10 protein-coding genes are annotated in these 17,799 nt (G+C 69.3%); 7 read left to right on the top strand and 3 right to left on the bottom strand.

Annotated features, from left to right (window positions below):
* Positions 1 to 60: 60 nt before the first annotated feature.
* Positions 61 to 3,045, bottom strand: a complete 2,985-nt coding sequence (locus CF165_RS53005; RefSeq protein WP_240522007.1) for a glycosyl hydrolase — start codon at positions 3,043 to 3,045, stop codon at positions 61 to 63.
* A gap of 34 nt (positions 3,046 to 3,079) precedes the next feature.
* The gene (locus tag CF165_RS40070; RefSeq protein ID WP_240522006.1) at positions 3,080 to 5,269 is read right to left on the bottom strand and encodes an alpha-L-rhamnosidase-related protein; all 2,190 of its coding nucleotides are present in this window, start codon (positions 5,267 to 5,269) and stop codon (positions 3,080 to 3,082) included.
* Positions 5,270 to 5,416: 147 nt separating this feature from the next.
* Here CF165_RS40070 and CF165_RS40065 point away from each other — a divergent pair, with 147 nt between their 5' ends.
* From CF165_RS40065 to CF165_RS40055, 3 genes are all read left to right on the top strand, one after another.
* A complete protein-coding gene (locus CF165_RS40065) occupies positions 5,417 to 6,580 on the top strand; it encodes a LacI family DNA-binding transcriptional regulator (RefSeq protein ID WP_276209761.1) in 1,164 nt (387 codons plus the stop codon).
* 161 nt (positions 6,581 to 6,741) lie between these two features.
* Positions 6,742 to 8,043, top strand: a complete 1,302-nt coding sequence (locus tag CF165_RS40060) for an MFS transporter (RefSeq protein WP_093952805.1) — start codon at positions 6,742 to 6,744, stop codon at positions 8,041 to 8,043.
* Positions 8,043 to 10,826: an alpha-L-rhamnosidase gene (locus CF165_RS40055; RefSeq protein WP_093952804.1), complete on the top strand. Its 2,784-nt coding sequence runs from the start codon at positions 8,043 to 8,045 to the stop codon at positions 10,824 to 10,826. Before CF165_RS40060 ends, CF165_RS40055 begins: the two co-directional genes overlap by 1 nt.
* Before the next feature lie 3 nt (positions 10,827 to 10,829).
* Here CF165_RS40055 and CF165_RS40050 read toward each other — a convergent pair whose 3' ends face one another.
* Entirely contained in the window at positions 10,830 to 11,858 is a 1,029-nt protein-coding gene (locus CF165_RS40050; protein ID WP_240522004.1) for a LacI family DNA-binding transcriptional regulator, read from the bottom strand.
* 170 nt (positions 11,859 to 12,028) lie between these two features.
* Between CF165_RS40050 and CF165_RS40045 the strand changes: the two genes are divergently transcribed.
* The 4 genes from CF165_RS40045 to CF165_RS40030 are packed head-to-tail and all read left to right on the top strand — an operon-like array spanning position 12,029 to position 17,668.
* Positions 12,029 to 12,970, top strand: a complete 942-nt coding sequence (locus CF165_RS40045; RefSeq protein ID WP_093952802.1) for a carbohydrate ABC transporter permease — start codon at positions 12,029 to 12,031, stop codon at positions 12,968 to 12,970.
* Complete coding sequence (locus CF165_RS40040) at positions 12,967 to 13,788, top strand: carbohydrate ABC transporter permease (RefSeq protein WP_093952801.1); 822 nt, start codon at positions 12,967 to 12,969, stop codon at positions 13,786 to 13,788. Before CF165_RS40045 ends, CF165_RS40040 begins: the two co-directional genes overlap by 4 nt.
* Entirely contained in the window at positions 13,785 to 16,418 is a 2,634-nt protein-coding gene (locus CF165_RS40035) for an alpha-L-rhamnosidase (protein ID WP_093952800.1), read from the top strand. The genes CF165_RS40040 and CF165_RS40035 overlap by 4 nt, the downstream gene beginning before the upstream one ends.
* Entirely contained in the window at positions 16,415 to 17,668 is a 1,254-nt protein-coding gene (locus CF165_RS40030) for an ABC transporter substrate-binding protein (protein ID WP_093952799.1), read from the top strand. Before CF165_RS40035 ends, CF165_RS40030 begins: the two co-directional genes overlap by 4 nt.
* Positions 17,669 to 17,799 lie beyond the last annotated feature (131 nt).

Raw genomic sequence — 17,799 nt, 5'->3', positions numbered from 1 at the left:
CGGTTCGTAAAGCCGAGCAGGCGCAGGATCGGCGCCTCCTCGGAGTCTGCACGGATTCGGCTACCTCCCGCCGAAGACCACCGCGTCGCGGAACGGCGTCAACGTCACCGGTCCTCGAAGACCGTACGGCTGGCTCGCCGTCGACTTCTTGTTGTACTTGGACACTGCGTTGCGCAGCGTCGTCCGCACCGTGATCTGGACGGTGTTCGTCCCCGGATGCAGCCAGCGCCCGATGTCCCACTGCCTGCCGTCGGTGATCTGGTTGCCGACGAGCTGGCCGTTGACCGAGATGTCGGCCGTCCCGTCGACGTGCCCGAGGTCCAGCTGCACGCCGCCGGCATTGCGCCAGCCGTCCGGCAAGACTGTGTTCGCCGTGTACGTGCCCACCCCGGACTCACCGGACAGGTCGGTGATGTCCCGCCAGTCCTTGAGCCGGAACTGCTGGAACTGCGAGTCGCCTAGACCGCTGGGTACCGTCACCGTCGCGCCGCCCGTGGGGGTCACCGACTTGACCGACAGCGACCACGGGCTCCACGGCTCGATCACCGACGGACGGGATGACGGCGGCCCGGACAGCGGCCGGTCGGAGTCAGGGACTTCGGTGGTGACGTCGACCGTGCGGCCGGTGGACAGCTGGAACGCCTGCGTTCCCGACTCGGTGGCCCGGAACACGATCTTCCCGCCGCTGATCGCCAGCTGCCCGCCCTCGGGCGCACTGGAGCCGACGACGTGGACCGCGGACCGTGCGTCCTTGTCGATCGCGATCACCTTGCCCTCGCGACCCTGCAGCGTCATCGGCAGCGCAGTGCGCCCGTTGCCCGTGGTGTACTGGGCCAGTGGGGAAACCGTGCCGTTCCAGAGGTTCATCTCGGACGGCACGCCCTGGACGCCGAACGACGGCGTGAAGGTCACCGGGTGGTCGCTGGGGTTGTAGAGGTAGGCGTACGCCCCGCCCTTGACCTCGCGCCACTGGGACAGGACCTGGGTACCGCCGGAGGCCATCCGAGGCGCCAGACCGAGCCGCTTCAACGCGCCCGCGACGTCGTTCTGGGACGCCACCCGAGCCGCCGACGGCTGCTTCAGCGTCTCGGCGACACTGTTCTTGACGTCGGCGTCGCCGCGACCGCCCGAAGCGAAAGTCGTGTCGTGATCGGGTAGTGCGCCGACGAACACGATGCGGACGCCCGCGTGGGCGGCACGCAGGATCGCCGCCGCCGCGTCGTGACCGATCGCCCGCTGGTCGACCACCAAGGCGTGGTAACCACTGGTGCGGGGGAACAGCTCACCATTGGCCGGCCGGGAGTCTCGCGCCAGGCCTTGCGGGTCGAGGTATTCGACGGAGAAGCCCTGTTCTTCGAGGCGATGAGCGTCGAACGGCGACTGGTTCCCCCGCGGGGACAGGAACGAGTCGCTGTAGACCGCGACGTCGGTCTTCGCCGTCCCGGTTTCGAGGACGCTGGTTCCGCGGGCGAAGTAGCCGTTGAGAGCGGCCCAGCTCGACCACTGCGGGAAGTTCTTGTCGTTCCAGCTGTCGGTGACCGTCTCGCCGAAGCGGGTCGTTCCGGGCCACGCCGCACCCGCGGTCTGCAGCGCGAAGCCGTGGATGAACGGCTGCGACACGCCCGCGGCCCACTCTTTGCCCATCAGGTCGCGGTAGTTGTCGAGGTTCATGCTGTACGCGGGCTTGAAGAACGCGCCGAGCTCGACGCTCAGCAGGTCGCCGCCCGTTTGGTGCACGCTGGAGGCGATTGTCTGCTGGAAGGCGAGGGAGTTCCGCCACGCCGGATCGTCGGTCGAGATGGGCAGGTTCTCACCGGCGTCGAGTGACTCCGTTTCCGACCGGGCCCCGAAGCTCTGCAGGGACCGGAAGCTCCGGATCGGCTCCAGGTCCTGGAGGTAGGCGGCCTGGGCCTTGTACTGCATGCCGTACTGCTTCGCCCAATCCTGGAACACCTGCAAGTGGTTGCCGATGTAGAGGTCGGTCAGCGTCTCGTAGTAGTCGTGACGGATCTTGCCCGCCGACCCGTCGGACAGCGCGAAGTCGGCGTTCGGCTCCTTCGGGGGCACCGGGAAGTCCGACTCGCCCTGGACGAACATAAGCGGCAGGTACTTGGCCATGTCGTAGCCGCGGCGGCCGCGGAACTCGCTCTCCATCTTGGGGGTCCAGAAGATGGACGTGCCGTGCAGTTCCAGGGAGTCCTCGAAGAGGTCCGCGCCCGCCTTCCTCAGCTTCGGCGCGTTGTCCTGGCCGATCTGGATCTGGTCGAGGTCCTGGGCGGCCTTGCGCGAGGCGTCCGCGTCGAAGGGGTTCGTGTAGTTGCCCTTGTTTTCCCGGGACCAGAAGGCGAACAAGTCCCAGTTGCCGCCGTCCGGGGCGCGCCAGGTGAGGTTGCCGTCCTTGACCTGGGCGGTGAGGTCGGTCAGCGACGCGGGATCGAGGACGGTGGACTTCGCCGGTGGTTGCCCGGGCGTCGTCACGTCGGGGCCGGCGTCGACCACCCGGGCCGCGGTGACCGCGACCAGCTTCCGGGCTTGGGGCAGCTGGGCCGCGTCGATCGGTGGGGTGACGGGGCCGGAGAAGCTCTGCCCGCCGGTCAGGTGGACGCGGCCGTACTGCAGTTCCTGGGAGGCGAAGCCCGACCCGGCACCGGTGCTGGGGGTCTGGACGGGCCACGCCGCCCCCATGGTCATCGAGATCTTGATGCCGAGCTGCGCGGCCTTGTCCAGGACGTGGCCGAGGATGGTGCGCTGTTCGTCGGTGGCCCATGCTCCGGCGGAGAACGCGATCTCGATTTCGCCGAACCCGGCGTCGGCGATCACCTGCAGTTCGCGCAGCGCTTCGGTGTCGTCGAGCGGTTTCTGCCACCACCAGCGCATGGCCGGCTTGAAGTGGTTGTCCGGGTGGGCGAACTGGGTGGGGGAGAGGCCGCCGGCGAGAGTCTGCAAAGAATCCGTGCCTGCGATCGACGCGTCGGGCTCCGGTCCCGCGGCGGCCGCGGGAACCATGGTCAACGCGGCCAGAACGCCGACGGCCACGAGGGACACGAAGTGTTTTCTCGGTGTTGCGGACAAGCGCATGTCACACCTCCATCAGCGCTGGGACACGGTGATCCGGTAAGTGCCACCCGGCACGGCAAAGGTTGCTGAACCGCTTGCCGACTTCGCCCTGGAGCCGTTGACGGTGACCACCGAGCCGCGACCGACGGGAACCGTGATGGTGCCCGAAGTGTTCGCGGGCGGCCTGCACGGTGAGTGTGAACCGGCCGGAGTGCGGGTCGTTGGTCCACTGTGTCTTGATGGTGCCGAACGCGGTCGGGACCGCGCCGGCGGCCGAGCGAACCGTGCCGGGGTTGGGTGCGATGCTCCAGGTCTGGTAGCCGGCACCGACCGGCTTGACCCCGAGGAGCTGCTCGGTCAGCTGGACTGACGGGGACGCGGCCCAGCCGTGCGCGAGGCTGGCGGTCGCGCGGTTGACGCCGCCGGTGCTGTTCTTGAACTCCCAGAAAGCTCCCGTGTAGAGCGGGTTCTGCTTGTCCACCATGGGACCCCAGGTGCGCCGCATGAGCTCCAGCGCCCCGGCGGTGTCCCCGGTCGAGAATCGGCCGGCCGTCTCCATGCCGTTGCCGAACGGCTCGATCGTGTGCCCGGTCGGGTCCTGCAGGCCGGGGCCCATGATGGCGCCGTACGGCGTCCAGAGCGTCTTCAGCGCGGCGAGGACCCTCGCCTCCTGACCGGCCGGGACGAAGCCGTACTGGAGCGCCAGGGCGTTGGCGTCCTCGACGACGACGTCGGGTTTGGTGCTGCTTTGCCCGTACGCGCCCAGCGTCGGGTTCCAGAGCTTGCTCATGACCGCGGTCTTGATGGCGTCGGCCTTGGCGTCGTCGCCGTCGGCCAGGGCCGGGGAACCGGCGGTGCGCTCCAGCCAGGACATCTCGCGCAGGACGATGTAGTAGTCGATGCTGTACTTGGTGACTTCCCCCGTCTGGGTCGCCTGCCAGTAGTCGCCGTCGTTGGAGACGACGAGGTTGTTCGCGTTGAGGAAGCTGTCGTTGTACGCGAGTTCCTTGCGCAGCGCGGGAAGCGCGGCGGTGACGTAGGCCCTGTCGCCGGTGTAGCGGTAGTAGTCGACGAAGGCGCGAAGTCCGTAGCCGGAGTAGTTGTTCGAGTAGAACAGCGGCGAACCCGCCGGGTTGGTGCGCTTCGAGAAGTCCGGGGAGCCCGGGAACGCGCCGTCGGCCCGCTGGGTCGCCAGCAACGTGTCGAGCGAGGACTTCACATACGGCGCCCCGGCGGTGCCGAGGCTGGTCAGCAGGGTGGGGATCTGGACGAGCAGGTCACCGGTCCAGATGCTGCGGTCGCGCTTGGCGCCGTCGTAGATCCGGGCGTCCGGGAGCCCGTTGACCCCGGGCGCCTTGAGGTTCATCTGCAGGGTGTACGCACCGGAGTACCACATCCGGTCGAGCTGGTCGTCGCTGGAGAGGAACCAGCCCTGGTAGTCGGCCGGGGTCGCGCGGAACGCTTGGAAGGTCACGCCCAGCGAGGAAAGGCTGACGCTGCCGGGGGTGGAGAGGGTGAGCAGGGCGAACCGGAAACCCCCGTGGAACCCGCCGGTCAGCCGGCCGGGCGCGGTGGGCTGGAAGGTGTCCGGGCCGCCGACACCGGCGAGGCCGCGGGACTCGTCCGAACTCGGCGCTCCAGGCGACGTCTTGACGGCGGTACCCGCCGGGAGATCGGCCGGCAGCGCGGGCTTGACGGTCACGGTGCGGGCCGTGGCGTCGAAGGCTGCGATGGTGCGTGTGACCGGCGTACCTCCCGCGGCCGTGAACGTGATCGTGTTGCCGACTTCGAGGTTCGCCGCGGAGGCCAGTGGAACTTGGGTCGTCCCGGTGGGTACCGCCGCCGGCACCGTCGTCGAGGCCGGGGTGCGGATGTACTGGCGGGCTTCGGCGGTGACCAGGGTGAGCGTGGGGGAGCCGGTGACGCGGGTGAGGTCGAGGTACGGCGTGCCGCCGATCTCCTTGCCGAAGTCCAGCAGCACCGAAGCGGGCGTGCCACCCGCCACCGTGGTGAGCGTCGTCGCCGGCCCGTGGGAGCTCACGAGGGACTGCGGGTGCTTGACGTCGCCGCGGCCGTCCACTCGATTCGCGTGGACGTCGGAGCTCGACGGCCCGAGCACGTAGGACTTCCACGCCGCGGCGTCCGGGCGGGCGAAAGCCTGATCAGCCTGACCGGGCGTGGCGGCGAGTACGGGAACGATGGCGGTGAGCATTCCGACGGTCGCCAGACGGCGAAGCGGTGTCGCTCTCGTCAAAGTGAATCGTTTCAATTCCGATGCCTTCCTCTCCCCGTTGAGTGGAGGGTTGCGGGGGCGGCCGGAGACAAGGCCAGGAGGGCATCTTGCGGACGCGTCGCCGGGATGGGCAAGCGTTTGTCCGATACCGGACGCGCCCGCGGCTTCCGCCCTGGTCAGCGGCGGGCCGCCGTTCACGCGTCTGCACTAACATGGGCCGCGAGTCCATGGGCGTGCGAGAGGAACAGTCGGCTGAACAGGGTCACGATTCGCGACGTCGCCGAGCTGGCCAGGGTGTCGCCTGCCTCGGTGTCGAACTACTTCCACAAGCCGCGGAAGCTGTCCGACGCGACGAGGCAGCGGATCCAGCAGGCCGTTGATGCTCTCGGGTTCGTGCCGAACGACGCCGCCCGCACCCTCCGGACCGGCGTCAGCCCGGTGATCGGTTACATCGCGTTCGAACTGGCCGGAGCCACTACGCCCGAGATCGCCGCGGCGATCGAGCGGCGGGTCTCGGCCGAGGGCATGTACATGCTGATGGCCAACGACACCGGCTCCGAGCAGCGCGAGCGCAGCTACCTGCAGCTGTTCGCCAAGCAGCTGGTCAGCGGGGTCATCATCGCGCCGGTCGGCAACGTCGAGGCCGAGCTGGCCCGGATGCGCTCGTTCGGCATCGCGAGCGTGCTCAGTGCGCGCCACGCCGAATCGCCGGAGCAGGCGTCCGTGTCCATCGACCACGTCGCCGGCGGCAAGCTGGCCGCCGCCCACCTCGTCGAGCTGGGCCGCAAGCGCATCGGGTTCGTCTCGTCCTCGCTCGCGCTGAAGCAGGTGGCCGACCGGCTCAACGGCGCGCTGTCGGCGGTCCACTCGGCCCCCGGCGTCACCCTGGAAGTCATCCCGGTGCCCGAGCGCTCGGTCGAGGCCGGGATCGCCTGCGCGGACGCGATCGCGAGACGACCGCCTTCCGAGCGTCCCGACGCGCTGTTCTGCGCGAACGACCTGCTCGCCATCGGCGTCGTCCAGGCCTTTGTGTCCTCGAAGGTCGTCAGCGTACCGTCCGACATCGCCGTGGTGGGCTACGACGACATCGAGTTCGCCCGATCGACGATCGTGCCGCTCACCACCATCCGGACGCCGCACGCCGAGCTGGGCACGGCGGCGGCCGACCTGCTCTTCGCCGAGATCGACGCGCTCGGCTCGGCCGGGGAGCGCGGCACCCCGCACCTGCCCCGGCCGCAGATCGAGTTCTCGCCCGAGCTGGTCGTGCGGGCGTCGACCGTCCGGCAGTGAGCTACTCCCGCAGCGGGTAGCGCACCGGCAGATTAAATCGTTTTACCAAGTTGCTCTGTAGGACTTGACAGTTATAGGAGGTCATGTGGTGTGATCCCGTCGCCGCCGAGGTAAAACGTGTTACCAGGCCGGCGCGCTGCTTCGACGAAGAAGGAGACCCCATGGCCGCGAACACCGCCAAGCCGCCCACCGGGCTCGACCGCAGACACTGGATGCTCGCCGTCGCCGCCGGCATGGCGTCGCTGCTGGACTCGGGCGCGATCATCTCGGTCGGCCTGGGCCTGGCCCTGTGGAAGAAGGCATTCGACCTCGATGTCTGGACCGTCGGCGTGCTGGGTTCGGCCCTGACGCTGTTCATCGCCGTCGGTTCGCTGGTCGGCGGCCGGCTGGCCGACCTGGTGGGCCGCGGCCGGATGTTCTCCCTGACGATCCTGCTCTACGCGGCCGCGGCCGCGACGATCGCGCTGGCCCAGAACGCCTCCGTGCTGGTCGCCGGCGTGATCGTGCTCGGCGTGGCCGCCGGCGCGGACCTGCCCATCTCGCTCGCGGTGCTCTCCGAGCGCGCCCCTGAGGGCACGCAGGGCCGGCTCGTCGCCTTCACGCACGTCATGTGGACGGTCGGCGTCGTGGTGGCGACCCTCCTGGGCTTCGCCGTCTCCGGGCTCGGCGTGCCCGGAATCAGCATGATCTTCGGCCTGCTCGCCGTGCTGGCGGTCGCGACCTTCGCCTTCCGTGCCTTCTACCCACCGTTCCACCGGCTCGAGGAGGAAGCCCTCGAACGGCACGAGACGGTGGGCGTCGACCCCGCCAAGGCCGTGCCGTTGGCGACCCTGCTCCGCAACCGGACGTCGCTGGTGCTGATCGCCCTCACCGCGGGTTTCTACCTGTTCTTCACCCTCGTGGCGAACACCTTCGGGTCCTTCAAGACCTACTTCCTCGTCACGGTCGGTGGCACGACGCAGACCGTGGCCACGGGGTTGTCGTTCGGCACCACGCTGATCGGGTTGGTCGGTACGATCGTGTTCACCCGCATCGCCGATACGAAGTGGCGCAGCCGGTTCTTCGCCTTCGGTGTCGCCGTCTTCACCGCCTGCCAGCTGCTGATCGCCGTCACCGGCGGCGTTGTCCTGCCGGCGATGATCGCCGCACTGGTCCTCTACAACATCGCCTTCCCCTTCATCGGTGAGGCCCTCTACAAGATCTGGACGCAGGAGTCGTTCCCGGTGAACGCCCGCGCGACCGTGCAGGGCTTCACCATCGCGATCGCCCGCTTCATCGCCTCCGCCTTTGCCCTCGTCACGCCCGCGCTGATCGCGTGGAGCCCGAAGGGCCTGTACTTCCTGCTGGCCGCGTTCGCCCTGGTGTCCGGCGGGATCGGCACGGTCATCCTGCGCCGCCAGCGCACCGCCACGGCGCCGTCGCCCGCCGGGACCGCCGCCGTTACCGCCAAGGAGGCGCTTTGATGACGAGTGACCCCGTCACCGTCCAGGCTCCCCGCGTCGGTTCGGGCGAACCGTCCTTGCCCACCGCGGCGCCGAGGCTGTCGTGGAAGACGTTGTCCCGGGACGGGAACTGGCTCCAGGCGGGTGCCGAGATCGAGCTGATCACCGCGGACGTACGCGTGTCCGCGTCGATCGACGGGGATGAATCGGTCTTCGTCGAGTGGCCGTTCGCGCCGTTGCGGCCCCGGGAAGCGGCCGCCGTCCGCGTACGGGTCCGGGGAACCGACGGTTCGGTCTCGCCGTGGAGCGAACCGACCGAAGTGACGGCGGGCTTCCTCGACCCGGGGGAGTGGCAGGCGACGTTCGTCGGGTCCGGTTCGGACGAACCCCATCTGCTGCGCGCCACGTTCGAGGTGCACGGCGGTGTCCGCCGGGCATTTCTCTACGCGACGGCTTTCGGCGCCTACGACGTCCGCCTCAACGGCGCCGCGGTCGACGACGCGGTGCTGAAGCCGGGCTGGACGAGCTACCAGTGGCGGCTGCTGTACGACGTCAACGACGTGACCTCGCATCTGCGTCCGGGAACCAACACCTTCGGGATCGAGCTGGCCGGCGGCTGGTACACCGAGGACTTCGGGTTCCGTGACGCGGCACGACGGTTCTACGAAGGCCATCCGGCCGCGGCCGCGCAGCTGGTGATCGAGTACGAAGACGGCACCAGCACCACGATCACCACCGATGAGCATTGGCGGTGGTCGCCGGGCCCGGTTGTCTCGGCGAGCATCTACCAAGGCGAAACCTATGACGCGCGTCGGCACGACGAGGACTGGAACCCGGTCGCGCTGGTCGATGTGCCGGACGTGCGGCCGGAACCCCGGTCGAGCCCGCCCGTGCGTGTGATCGAGTACCGCGAAGTGGCTGATGTGCTCACCACACCGTCGGGCAAGACGGTCCTCGACTTCGGCCAGAACCTCGTCGGATGGGTCAAGCTGACCGTCGCCGGGCCGCGCGGGCACACCGTGACCTTGCGGCACGCCGAGGTGCTGGAGCACGGAGAACTCGGAATCCGGCCGTTGCGCAACGCCGCGGCCACGGATCGGTACACCCTCAGCGGCGATGGCGAGGAGACGTGGGAGCCCCGCTGGACGTTCCACGGTTTCCGGTACGTCGAAATCGGGAACTGGCCCGGAGAGTTCTCGCCCGACGCGGTCTCGGCCGCGGTCGTCCACACGGACATGTCGCGCACCGGTGGGTTCACCACGGCGCACCCGTTGCTGCGGCGCTTCCACGACAACGTCGTGTGGGGAATGCGCGGCAACTTCCTGTCCATCCCGACCGACTGCCCCCAGCGGGACGAGCGGCTCGGCTGGACCGGCGACATCCAGGTCTTCGCCCCGACCGCGTCGTTCCTCTACGACTGTGACGCGTTCCTGCGCTCCTGGCTGGAAGACGTCATGGCCGAGCAGCGGGCAGCGAACGGGGTCGTGCCGATGGTCGTGCCCGCAGTCATTCCCCAGGTGCCGGGCCAGCTGCAGCCGGTCGCCGCGTGGGGCGACGCGATCACCGTCGTGCCCACCGTCCTGAGGGAACGCTTCGGTGACCCGGACGCATTGCCGGCCTGCTTCGAGGCCATGGCGAGGTGGGTGGACACGGTGACGGCCCGGACGGGCGGCAAGCTGCTGTGGGAGGGCGGCGTCCAGTTCGGTGACTGGCTCGACCCGGACGCCCCACCCGACCAGCCCGGCCAGGCCAAGACCGACCCGGGGCTGGTCGCGACGGCGTACTACTACCGCTCGGCTGACCTCACGGCGCAGGCCGCCAGGCTGCTGGACCGTGAGGAAGACGCACGCCGGTACGGCGACCTCGCGGCGCGGATCGCGAACGCGTTCCGTGGCACGTACATCACGCCCGAGGGCCGGATGGTGTCGGACGCGCCGACGGCGTACGCCATCGCGATCGTCTTCGGCCTCATGGAGGATGCGCACAAGGACGCGATGGGGGAGCGGTTGTGCCACCTCGTCCGGGCTTACGGCTATCACATCGCCACCGGTTTCGTCGGCACGCCGATCATCTGTGACGCGCTGACGGCGACCGGACACGCCGATGCGGCGTCGCGCCTGCTCGTGCAGACCGAGTGCCCGTCGTGGCTCTACCCGGTGACGATGGGTGCCACGACCATCTGGGAGCGCTGGGACTCGATGCTCGAGGACGGCTCGATCAACCCGGGCCAGATGACGTCGTTCAACCACTATGCGCTCGGTGCGGTCGCCGACTGGCTGCACCGGTGCGTGGCCGGTCTCGCACCAGCCGAACCCGGCTACCGGCGCATCCGAGTCGTCCCGACCTTGCTCGACGCGCTCGACGACGCCTCGGCGTGGCACGACACGCCGTACGGGCGCGCATCGGCGGGCTGGTCCCGCTCGAAGGACCTCGTGCGGTTCGAGATCGAGGTACCGGCCAACACCCGAGCCGCAGTCCGGTTGCCATCCGGGACCGAGCACGAGGTCGGCAGTGGCAGGCACACCTGGACTGAGAAGCATCCACGCGCGCGCCGCACACGGACCGGACTCGGGCTCGACAGCGACCTCGCGGCCATCGTCGACGACGTTGAGGCATATCGGACCGTTCTGGCGGCAATCAGCTCCATCGATCCCGACCGGGCCGCCGCCTTTCGCCGCACGACTCGGTGGACGCCCGGACGTCACCTGCGCGATCCGCTGAGCCACACGCCCCTCGAAATCGTGGAAGCCATCGAAAAGGCCTTGGCCGCCCTCCCGACCGGGGTCCTCGATGAGGCGAACTAACGGTCAACGTGGGGGAGCGGTGGTGCGGCGGGGGACCAGCGTCGGCGAAAGCTTGATCTGGGCCGCCGGCCGGGTCCGGTCGGCGATGCGCTCCAGCAGCAGCCGGGCGGCGTCGGTGCCGATGTGGTGCCCGGCCTGGTCGACGCTGGTGAGCGAAATCGGGCCGAGGGCGGCGAAGTTGGTGTTGTCGTAGCCGGCGAGGGAAATGTCCTCGGGTACGGACAAACCGGCCTCGCTGAGGGCGGTCAGCACACCCATCGCGACGATGTCGGCCCCGGCGAAGATGGCCGTCGGGCGCTGGGGGCGCGCGAGGATCTGCTGGGCGCCGCGGTAGCCGCCTTCCTGGGTGTAGCTGGTCGAGACGATGTCGACCTCGAGCCCCCTGGCGTGCATGGCTTTCCGGTAGCCGTCGGCGCGGACCGCGTTGGGCATTTCGGCGAGGCGGGCGGGGTCGGTCTCGTGGTGTTCGATGTGGGCGATGTGGCGATGGCCGAGCTCGGCGAGGTGGTCGACGACGAGTTCGGCGCCGGTCGTGTCGTCGTCGGTCACCGTGTCGAAATGGGCCGACCGGGCGTGCCGGCCCACCACGACGGTGGGGACGGTCTTGGCGAGGCGTTCGAGCCGCGCCTGGGACATCACCGGGGCGATGAGGACGAGGCCGTCCATGCCGCGGTCGACCATCGCGTCGGTGAGCTGGGCTTCGTCCTTTTCGTTGTCGCAGCTGGGACCGAGCAGGACGTGGTAATCGGTGTCGCGCAGGGTGCCGGTGATTCCGTCGATGATGTCGGGGAAGAACGGGTTGCGGATGTCGGGCAGCATGACGCCGATGGTGTAGGTCTGGCCGCGCAGGCCCCGCGCCGCGGCGTACGGGCGGTAGCCCAGCTCCTCGATCGCCCGCTGGACCTTCGCGCGCATGGCGGGGCTGGCGCCGTAGGCGTTGCGCAGCACCTTCGACGCCGCCGTCGTCGAGACGCCTGCGTGGCGCGCGACGTCGACGATCGTCACTCGCCGTGAGGAGTCCGCTCGATCCATACGGGAAACGTTACCTGCCACATGCAAGCCTGGCACCAGGCGTCTTGACGTGGGGTACAGCGGCTCTTAGAGTCGTCCGCACCCAATAATGGGCAACGTTACCCAAAGCTCCGTGACCAGGGCCGTTTCGGTGGCCGCAACGTTGAAACGTTTAAACGAGGTGGGCGCCAATGACTGTCGCCATCAAGCCGCGGCGGGCGGACGCCGTCGCGGCGCCATCGCACCGCACTCGCGGCGGGACGAGCCGGCGGTCCGTCCCGTGGTGGTTCACCGTGCCGGCCCTGCTGCTGTTCGCGTTCGTGGTGCTGGTGCCCAGCGCCCGGGGCGTCTACTACGCCTTCACCGACTGGGACGGCCTGTCGCCGGACTTCTCTTGGATCGGCTTCGGCAACTTCGCCGAGATGGTCGACGATCCCGCGGCCACGCAGGCGATCTGGCACACGCTGGTGATCGCCGTGGCGATCACGGTCCTCCAGAACGGGCTCGGCCTGCTGCTGGCGCTCGGCGTCAACAGCACGATCAAGTCCCGCAACGTGCTGCGGGTGTTCCTGTTCGCCCCGGCGTTGGTCACGCCCATCGTGTCCGCCTACCTGTGGCGCAACCTGCTCGGCCCGGACGGCGCGGTGAACAGCCTGCTCGGCGCCGTCGGCCTCGGCTCGTGGCGGCAGGACTGGCTGGGAAACCCGGACATCGCGCTGTGGTCGGTCGTGGGCGTGATCGTGTGGCAGTACGCCGGCTACTCGATGGTGATCTTCCTGGCCGGGTTGCAGTCGATTCCGCGGGAAATCCACGAGGCGGCCGCCATCGACGGCGCCGGCGTGGTACGGCGGTTCTGGTCGGTGACCCGGCCGTTGCTCGCGCCGGCGTTCACGATCAACCTGATGCTGTCGATCATCGGCGGGCTCAAGCTGTTCGACCAGGTTTATGCGCTCACCGGCGGCGGCCCCGGCCACGCGACCGACACGCTCTCGACGTTGATCTACAAGGACGCCTTCACACTGGGGGAGTTCGGCTACAGCATCGCGCTGGCGGTGGTGCTGACGATCATCGTTTCGGTGGCGTCGACGGGGCAGTACTTCGGGCTGTCCCGGGCCGAGAAGGCCGCGTCGTGAACCGCTACCGCGCTCGCACGCTCACCCTCGAACTGGTGATGATCGCCGTCGGGCTCGTCTTCGCCTTCCCGGTGTACGTGCTGGTCAACCTCGCCATCCGGCAGCCGTCGGATACCTCATCGCCGATCGCCCCGACCACCTCGCCGACGTTCGACAACTTCACACAGGCCTGGCAGCAGGGTTTGCTGGGTGGGGCGCTGGCCAACAGCGTGCTCGTCACCGCTGGCTCCGTGGCGGTCGTGCTGGCCGTCTCGGCGCTCGCGGCGTATCCGCTGGCCCGGGTGGCGGCCCGGTGGTCGCGGTGGACGTTCCTGCTGATCATGCTCGGCCTGGTGCTGCCGTTCCAGCTCGCCGCTTTGCCGCTGTACCAGACGATGCGGGACCTCGGCCTGCTCGGCACGCCGTGGGCGCTGATCCTGTTCTACTCCGGGTTGCAGGTGCCGTTCACGACGTTCCTGTACGTCGGGTTCCTGCGCGCGGTCCCACGCGAGTTCGAGGACGCGGCGCTGATCGACGGGTGCACGACCCTGCAGGGCTTCCGGCACGTGGTGCTGCCGATGCTCAAGCCGGTCACCGTGACGGCGCTGGTGCTCAACACCGTGGCGGTGTGGAACGACTTCTTCACCCCGCTGCTGTACCTCAGCGGCAGCGCGCAGCAGACCTTGCCCGTCGCCATCGCCGGATTCGTCGGCCAGTACGTGGCCGACTGGAACCTCATCTTCGCCGCGCTGGTGATCAGCATCGTGCCGATCCTGGTCGTCTACTTCGCACTGCAACGCAGCATCATCAACGGTTTCGCCGGAGGGCTCAAAGGATGACGGACACGCTGACCCCCTACGGACTGCAGACCGAACATCGCCACGAACCCCTCGGCCTCGGCGAGCCGCGCCCGCGGCTGTCGTGGCGGCTGGCGAGTGACCGCCGCGGCGCCGCGCAGAGCGCCTACCGGATCACCGCCGCCGAACGCGCGGCCGACCTCGACGACCCCGCCCGGCTGCTGTGGGACAGCGGGCGCCGGGAGTCCGGCGACGGCGTGCTCGTGCCGTGGGACGGCCCGGTGCTGGGCTCCGCGACCCGCTACCACTGGCGGGTCGAGCTGTGGGACGAGGCGGGCGCAGCGGCGGGTACGGGGGAGAGCTGGTTCGAGACCGGCCTGCTGCACCGGGACGACTGGACCGCGGTGTGGGTCGGGCGGGATTCCCACGCTCAGCCGGTGTTCGACCCGCCGACCGACCACGAACAGCCGCTCGGCGACCCACCGCTGAACCTGCGGCGGGAGTTCGAGCTGACGCGCGAACCCGTGCGGGCCCGCCTATATGCCACCGCGCACGGCGTGTACGAGGCGTCGCTGAACGGTGTCCGTGTCGGCGATGTCGAGCTGGCGCCGGGGTGGACGGAGTACCACCACCGTCTCCAGTACCAGACCTACGACGTCACCTCGCTGCTGCGAACCGGCGAGAACGCGCTCGGCGCGGTCGTCGCCGACGGCTGGTGGTCCGGGTTCGTCGGGTTCGACGAGCGCCGGCCTGCGCGCCACTACGGTGAGCAACCAGGCTTTTTCGCCCAGCTCGTCGTCGACTTCGCCGACGGCTCGCGCCAGGTGGTGGCCACTGACGCCGCCTGGACTGAGCGACCGGGGGCTGTCCGCTTCGCCGATCTGCTGATGGGGGAGCACGTCGACGCGTTGGCCGCGTCTGGGGTTTGGCAGCCGGTGGCCGTGCTCGACACCGAACCGGGACCGCTGGTCGCCGAACCCGACCCGCCGATCCGCGTCACGCAAGAAGTGTCTCCGGTCTCCGTCGTGGAACGGGAACCCGGGCGGTGCATGGTCGACTTCGGACAGAACCTGGTCGGCCGGGTGCGGCTCACCGTCCGCGATGCCCCGTCCGGGCACCGGATCTTCCTGCGGCACGCGGAGATTCTCGACGACGGCGAGCTGTACGTGACGAATCTGCGGCGGGCCACGGCCACCGACAGCTACGTGTGTGGCGGCGAGCCGGTCGAGGTGTTCGAGCCGCGGTTCACCGTGCACGGCTTCCGGTACCTGGAAGTCAGCGGACACCCCGTCTCCCCGGACGACGTGGTGGCCCGTGTGCTGCACAACGACACACCCTGGACGGGGAGCTTCGAGTGCTCCGACCCGATGGTGAACCAGCTGCAAGCCAACATCTCCTGGGGCCAGCGGGGCAACTTCGTGGCCGTGCCCACCGACTGCCCCCAGCGTGACGAACGCCTCGGGTGGCTCGGCGACGCCCAGATCTTCGCCCCGACCGCCAGCCGCAACGCCGACGTCAGTGCGTTCTTCGCCCGCTGGCTGGCCGACGTCGTCGACGGCCAGGACGCCGACGGCGCGTTCGGCGACGTCGCGCCGCGCGTCGCGATGCCGCGGGAGGCCGCGCCGGCCTGGGGAGACGCCGGGGTGATCGTCCCGTGGCACCTGTGGCGCACCTACGGCGACCGGCGCGTGCTGGAGCGCTGCTTCGACGCGATGGCCGCCTGGGTCGTGCACATCCGCCGCCACAACCCGGACCTGCGCTGGCGGCACCGAACCGGCAACTCCTACGGCGACTGGCTGCAAATCGACGTCACGACACCGCGGGACGTGCTTTCGACGGCCTACTTCGCCCGTAGCGCACAGCTCGTGGCCGACGCCGCCGAGGTGCTGGGCCGGGGTGACGTCGCGGCCGAACACCGCGCCCTCCACGCGTCGATCCGTGCCGCGTTCATCGAGTCCTACGTGGACGATGACGGTGCAGTCGAGGGTGGCACCCAGACCGCCTACCTGCTGGCACTGGCGTTCGGCCTCGTGCCCGACGACCTGGTGCGGGCCGCGGTGGACCACCTCGCCGCGGGCGTCGAGAAGCGCGGCAACCGGCTCACGACGGGGTTCGTCGGGGTCGCGTTGCTCTGCCCGGTGCTCGCTGATCACGGCCGCGCCGACCTGGCGTACGCCTTGCTGCAGCAGGAGGAGTTCCCGTCGTGGGGCTACTCGATCCGCCACGGCGCCACCACGATCTGGGAACGCTGGGACGGCTGGACCGAGCACGGCGGGTTCCAGTCCGCGGCGATGAACTCGTTCAACCACTACAGCCTGGGCAGCGTCGGCGACTGGCTCTTCGGCCGCGTCGCCGGCATCGACCAGGCGCCGGATTCCGTCGCCTACTCCGAGCTCCTGCTGCGCCCGCTGCCCGGCGGCACGCTGAGCTGGGCCCGCGCCGAGCAGGAAACCGTCCGGGGCCGCGTCGCCTGCGGCTGGTCCCTCGACGGCGACCGCATCACCGTCACCGCCGACGTCCCGCCGGGGACCACTGCCGTGCTGGAAGTCCCCACTACCGATCCCGAGAGCATCGCCGGCCCGGAAGGAGCGCTGGACCGGACCGGCACCACCCTCCGGCTGCCCTCCGGCCACCACGTCGTCACCGCAACCTTCTCGAAGGAGCTGCCATGAAGATCCGCCACGTCCTGCTGGCCGTGATGACCGGCGCCGCGCTGGTCGCCTGCAGCGGAGGCACCAACGCCACCAGTACCGGCGACAACAAGACCCTCTCGCTCGCCTCGGTCGATCAGGGCTCGATCGAGGACGTCGTCAAAGCGTTCGAAGCCGCCAACCCCGGGGTGAAGGTGAACTTCACGACCAGCGGCGCCGACCAGTTCCAGCAGCAGATCCGCACCCAGCTGGCGTCCGGCACGGCTCCCGACGTCATGTCGGTGTGGCCGGGCAACGGCAACCCCGGCACCGTCACCGTCCTGGCCAAGGGTGGCTACCTCCGTGACCTGTCTGATCAGCCGTGGGCCACGAAGTTCCCGAAGGTCGTCAGCGACGTCGCCCAGTACGAAGGCAAGACGTACAACGCGATCTACGGGATCAACGGCATCGGCGCGATCTACAACCAGGAGGCCATGACCAAGGCCGGTCTCGCCCCGCCGTCGACGTGGACCGAGCTGCTCGCCTTCTGTCGCGCGGCCAAGGAGAAGGGCACACCGGCGTTCGCGCTGGGCATCCAGGACAACTGGGTCACCCAGGTCGCCCTGTACCCGCTGGCCGCCACGCTCGTGTACGGCCCGGACCGGGACTTCGAGAAGAAGATGGCGGCCGGTCAGACGTCCTTCGCGAGCTCACCGTGGGCGACCGCCTTCGCCAAGTACGAGGAGATGAACCAGGCGGGCTGCTTCCAGGACAACCCGCTCGGCACCAGCTACGAAGCCAGCCAAAAGCTGGCTGCGACCGGCAAGACGCTGGGCATCATCCAGGGCAACTGGGTGATCTCGCTGCTGAAGAAGCAGAACCCGAGCGGCACCTTCACCCTCAAGCCGGTGCCGGCCACCGACGACCCGAGCCAGACCATCGTCCCCGCGGCGGCCGGCGCGGGCTACGGCGTCAACGCGAAGGCGAAGAGCCCTGACCTGGCAATGAAGTTCATCAGCTTCGTGATGTCCCCGCAGGGCATGAACCTCTTCGCCGGTAAGCAAGGCGGCCTCCCCGCCCTGTCGGACACCGGGTTCAAGCTGGACGCCTCGCTCACCGAGCTTTCCGGCTACATCAACCAGAACAAAACGGTCCCGTTCATGGACCAGCTGTGGCCCAACCCGAAGGTCCAGCAGACGATGCTCACCGGAATCCAGGAGGTGTTCAGCAAGCAGTCCACCTCGGACAAGGTCCTGGCGGCGATGGACGCCGACTACAAGTCCGGGGCCTGACTCCGGTCCCTGGTGCTGGCGGGTGGCCGGCATCCATCGGGGAGGCTGCAGATCGGCGTCGACCGGACCGCGTGGATGACGACCGGCGCCGGCCTGCAAAACCGGCACCGGCCTGGTGGGTCGACTTCCGG

It is taken from the genome of Amycolatopsis vastitatis (assembly GCF_002234595.1).
Classification (GTDB): Bacteria; Actinomycetota; Actinomycetes; order Mycobacteriales; family Pseudonocardiaceae; genus Amycolatopsis; species Amycolatopsis vastitatis.
Note: the sequence above shows the minus strand (reverse complement) of the source record. Positions and strands in the feature narration are given on the sequence as shown.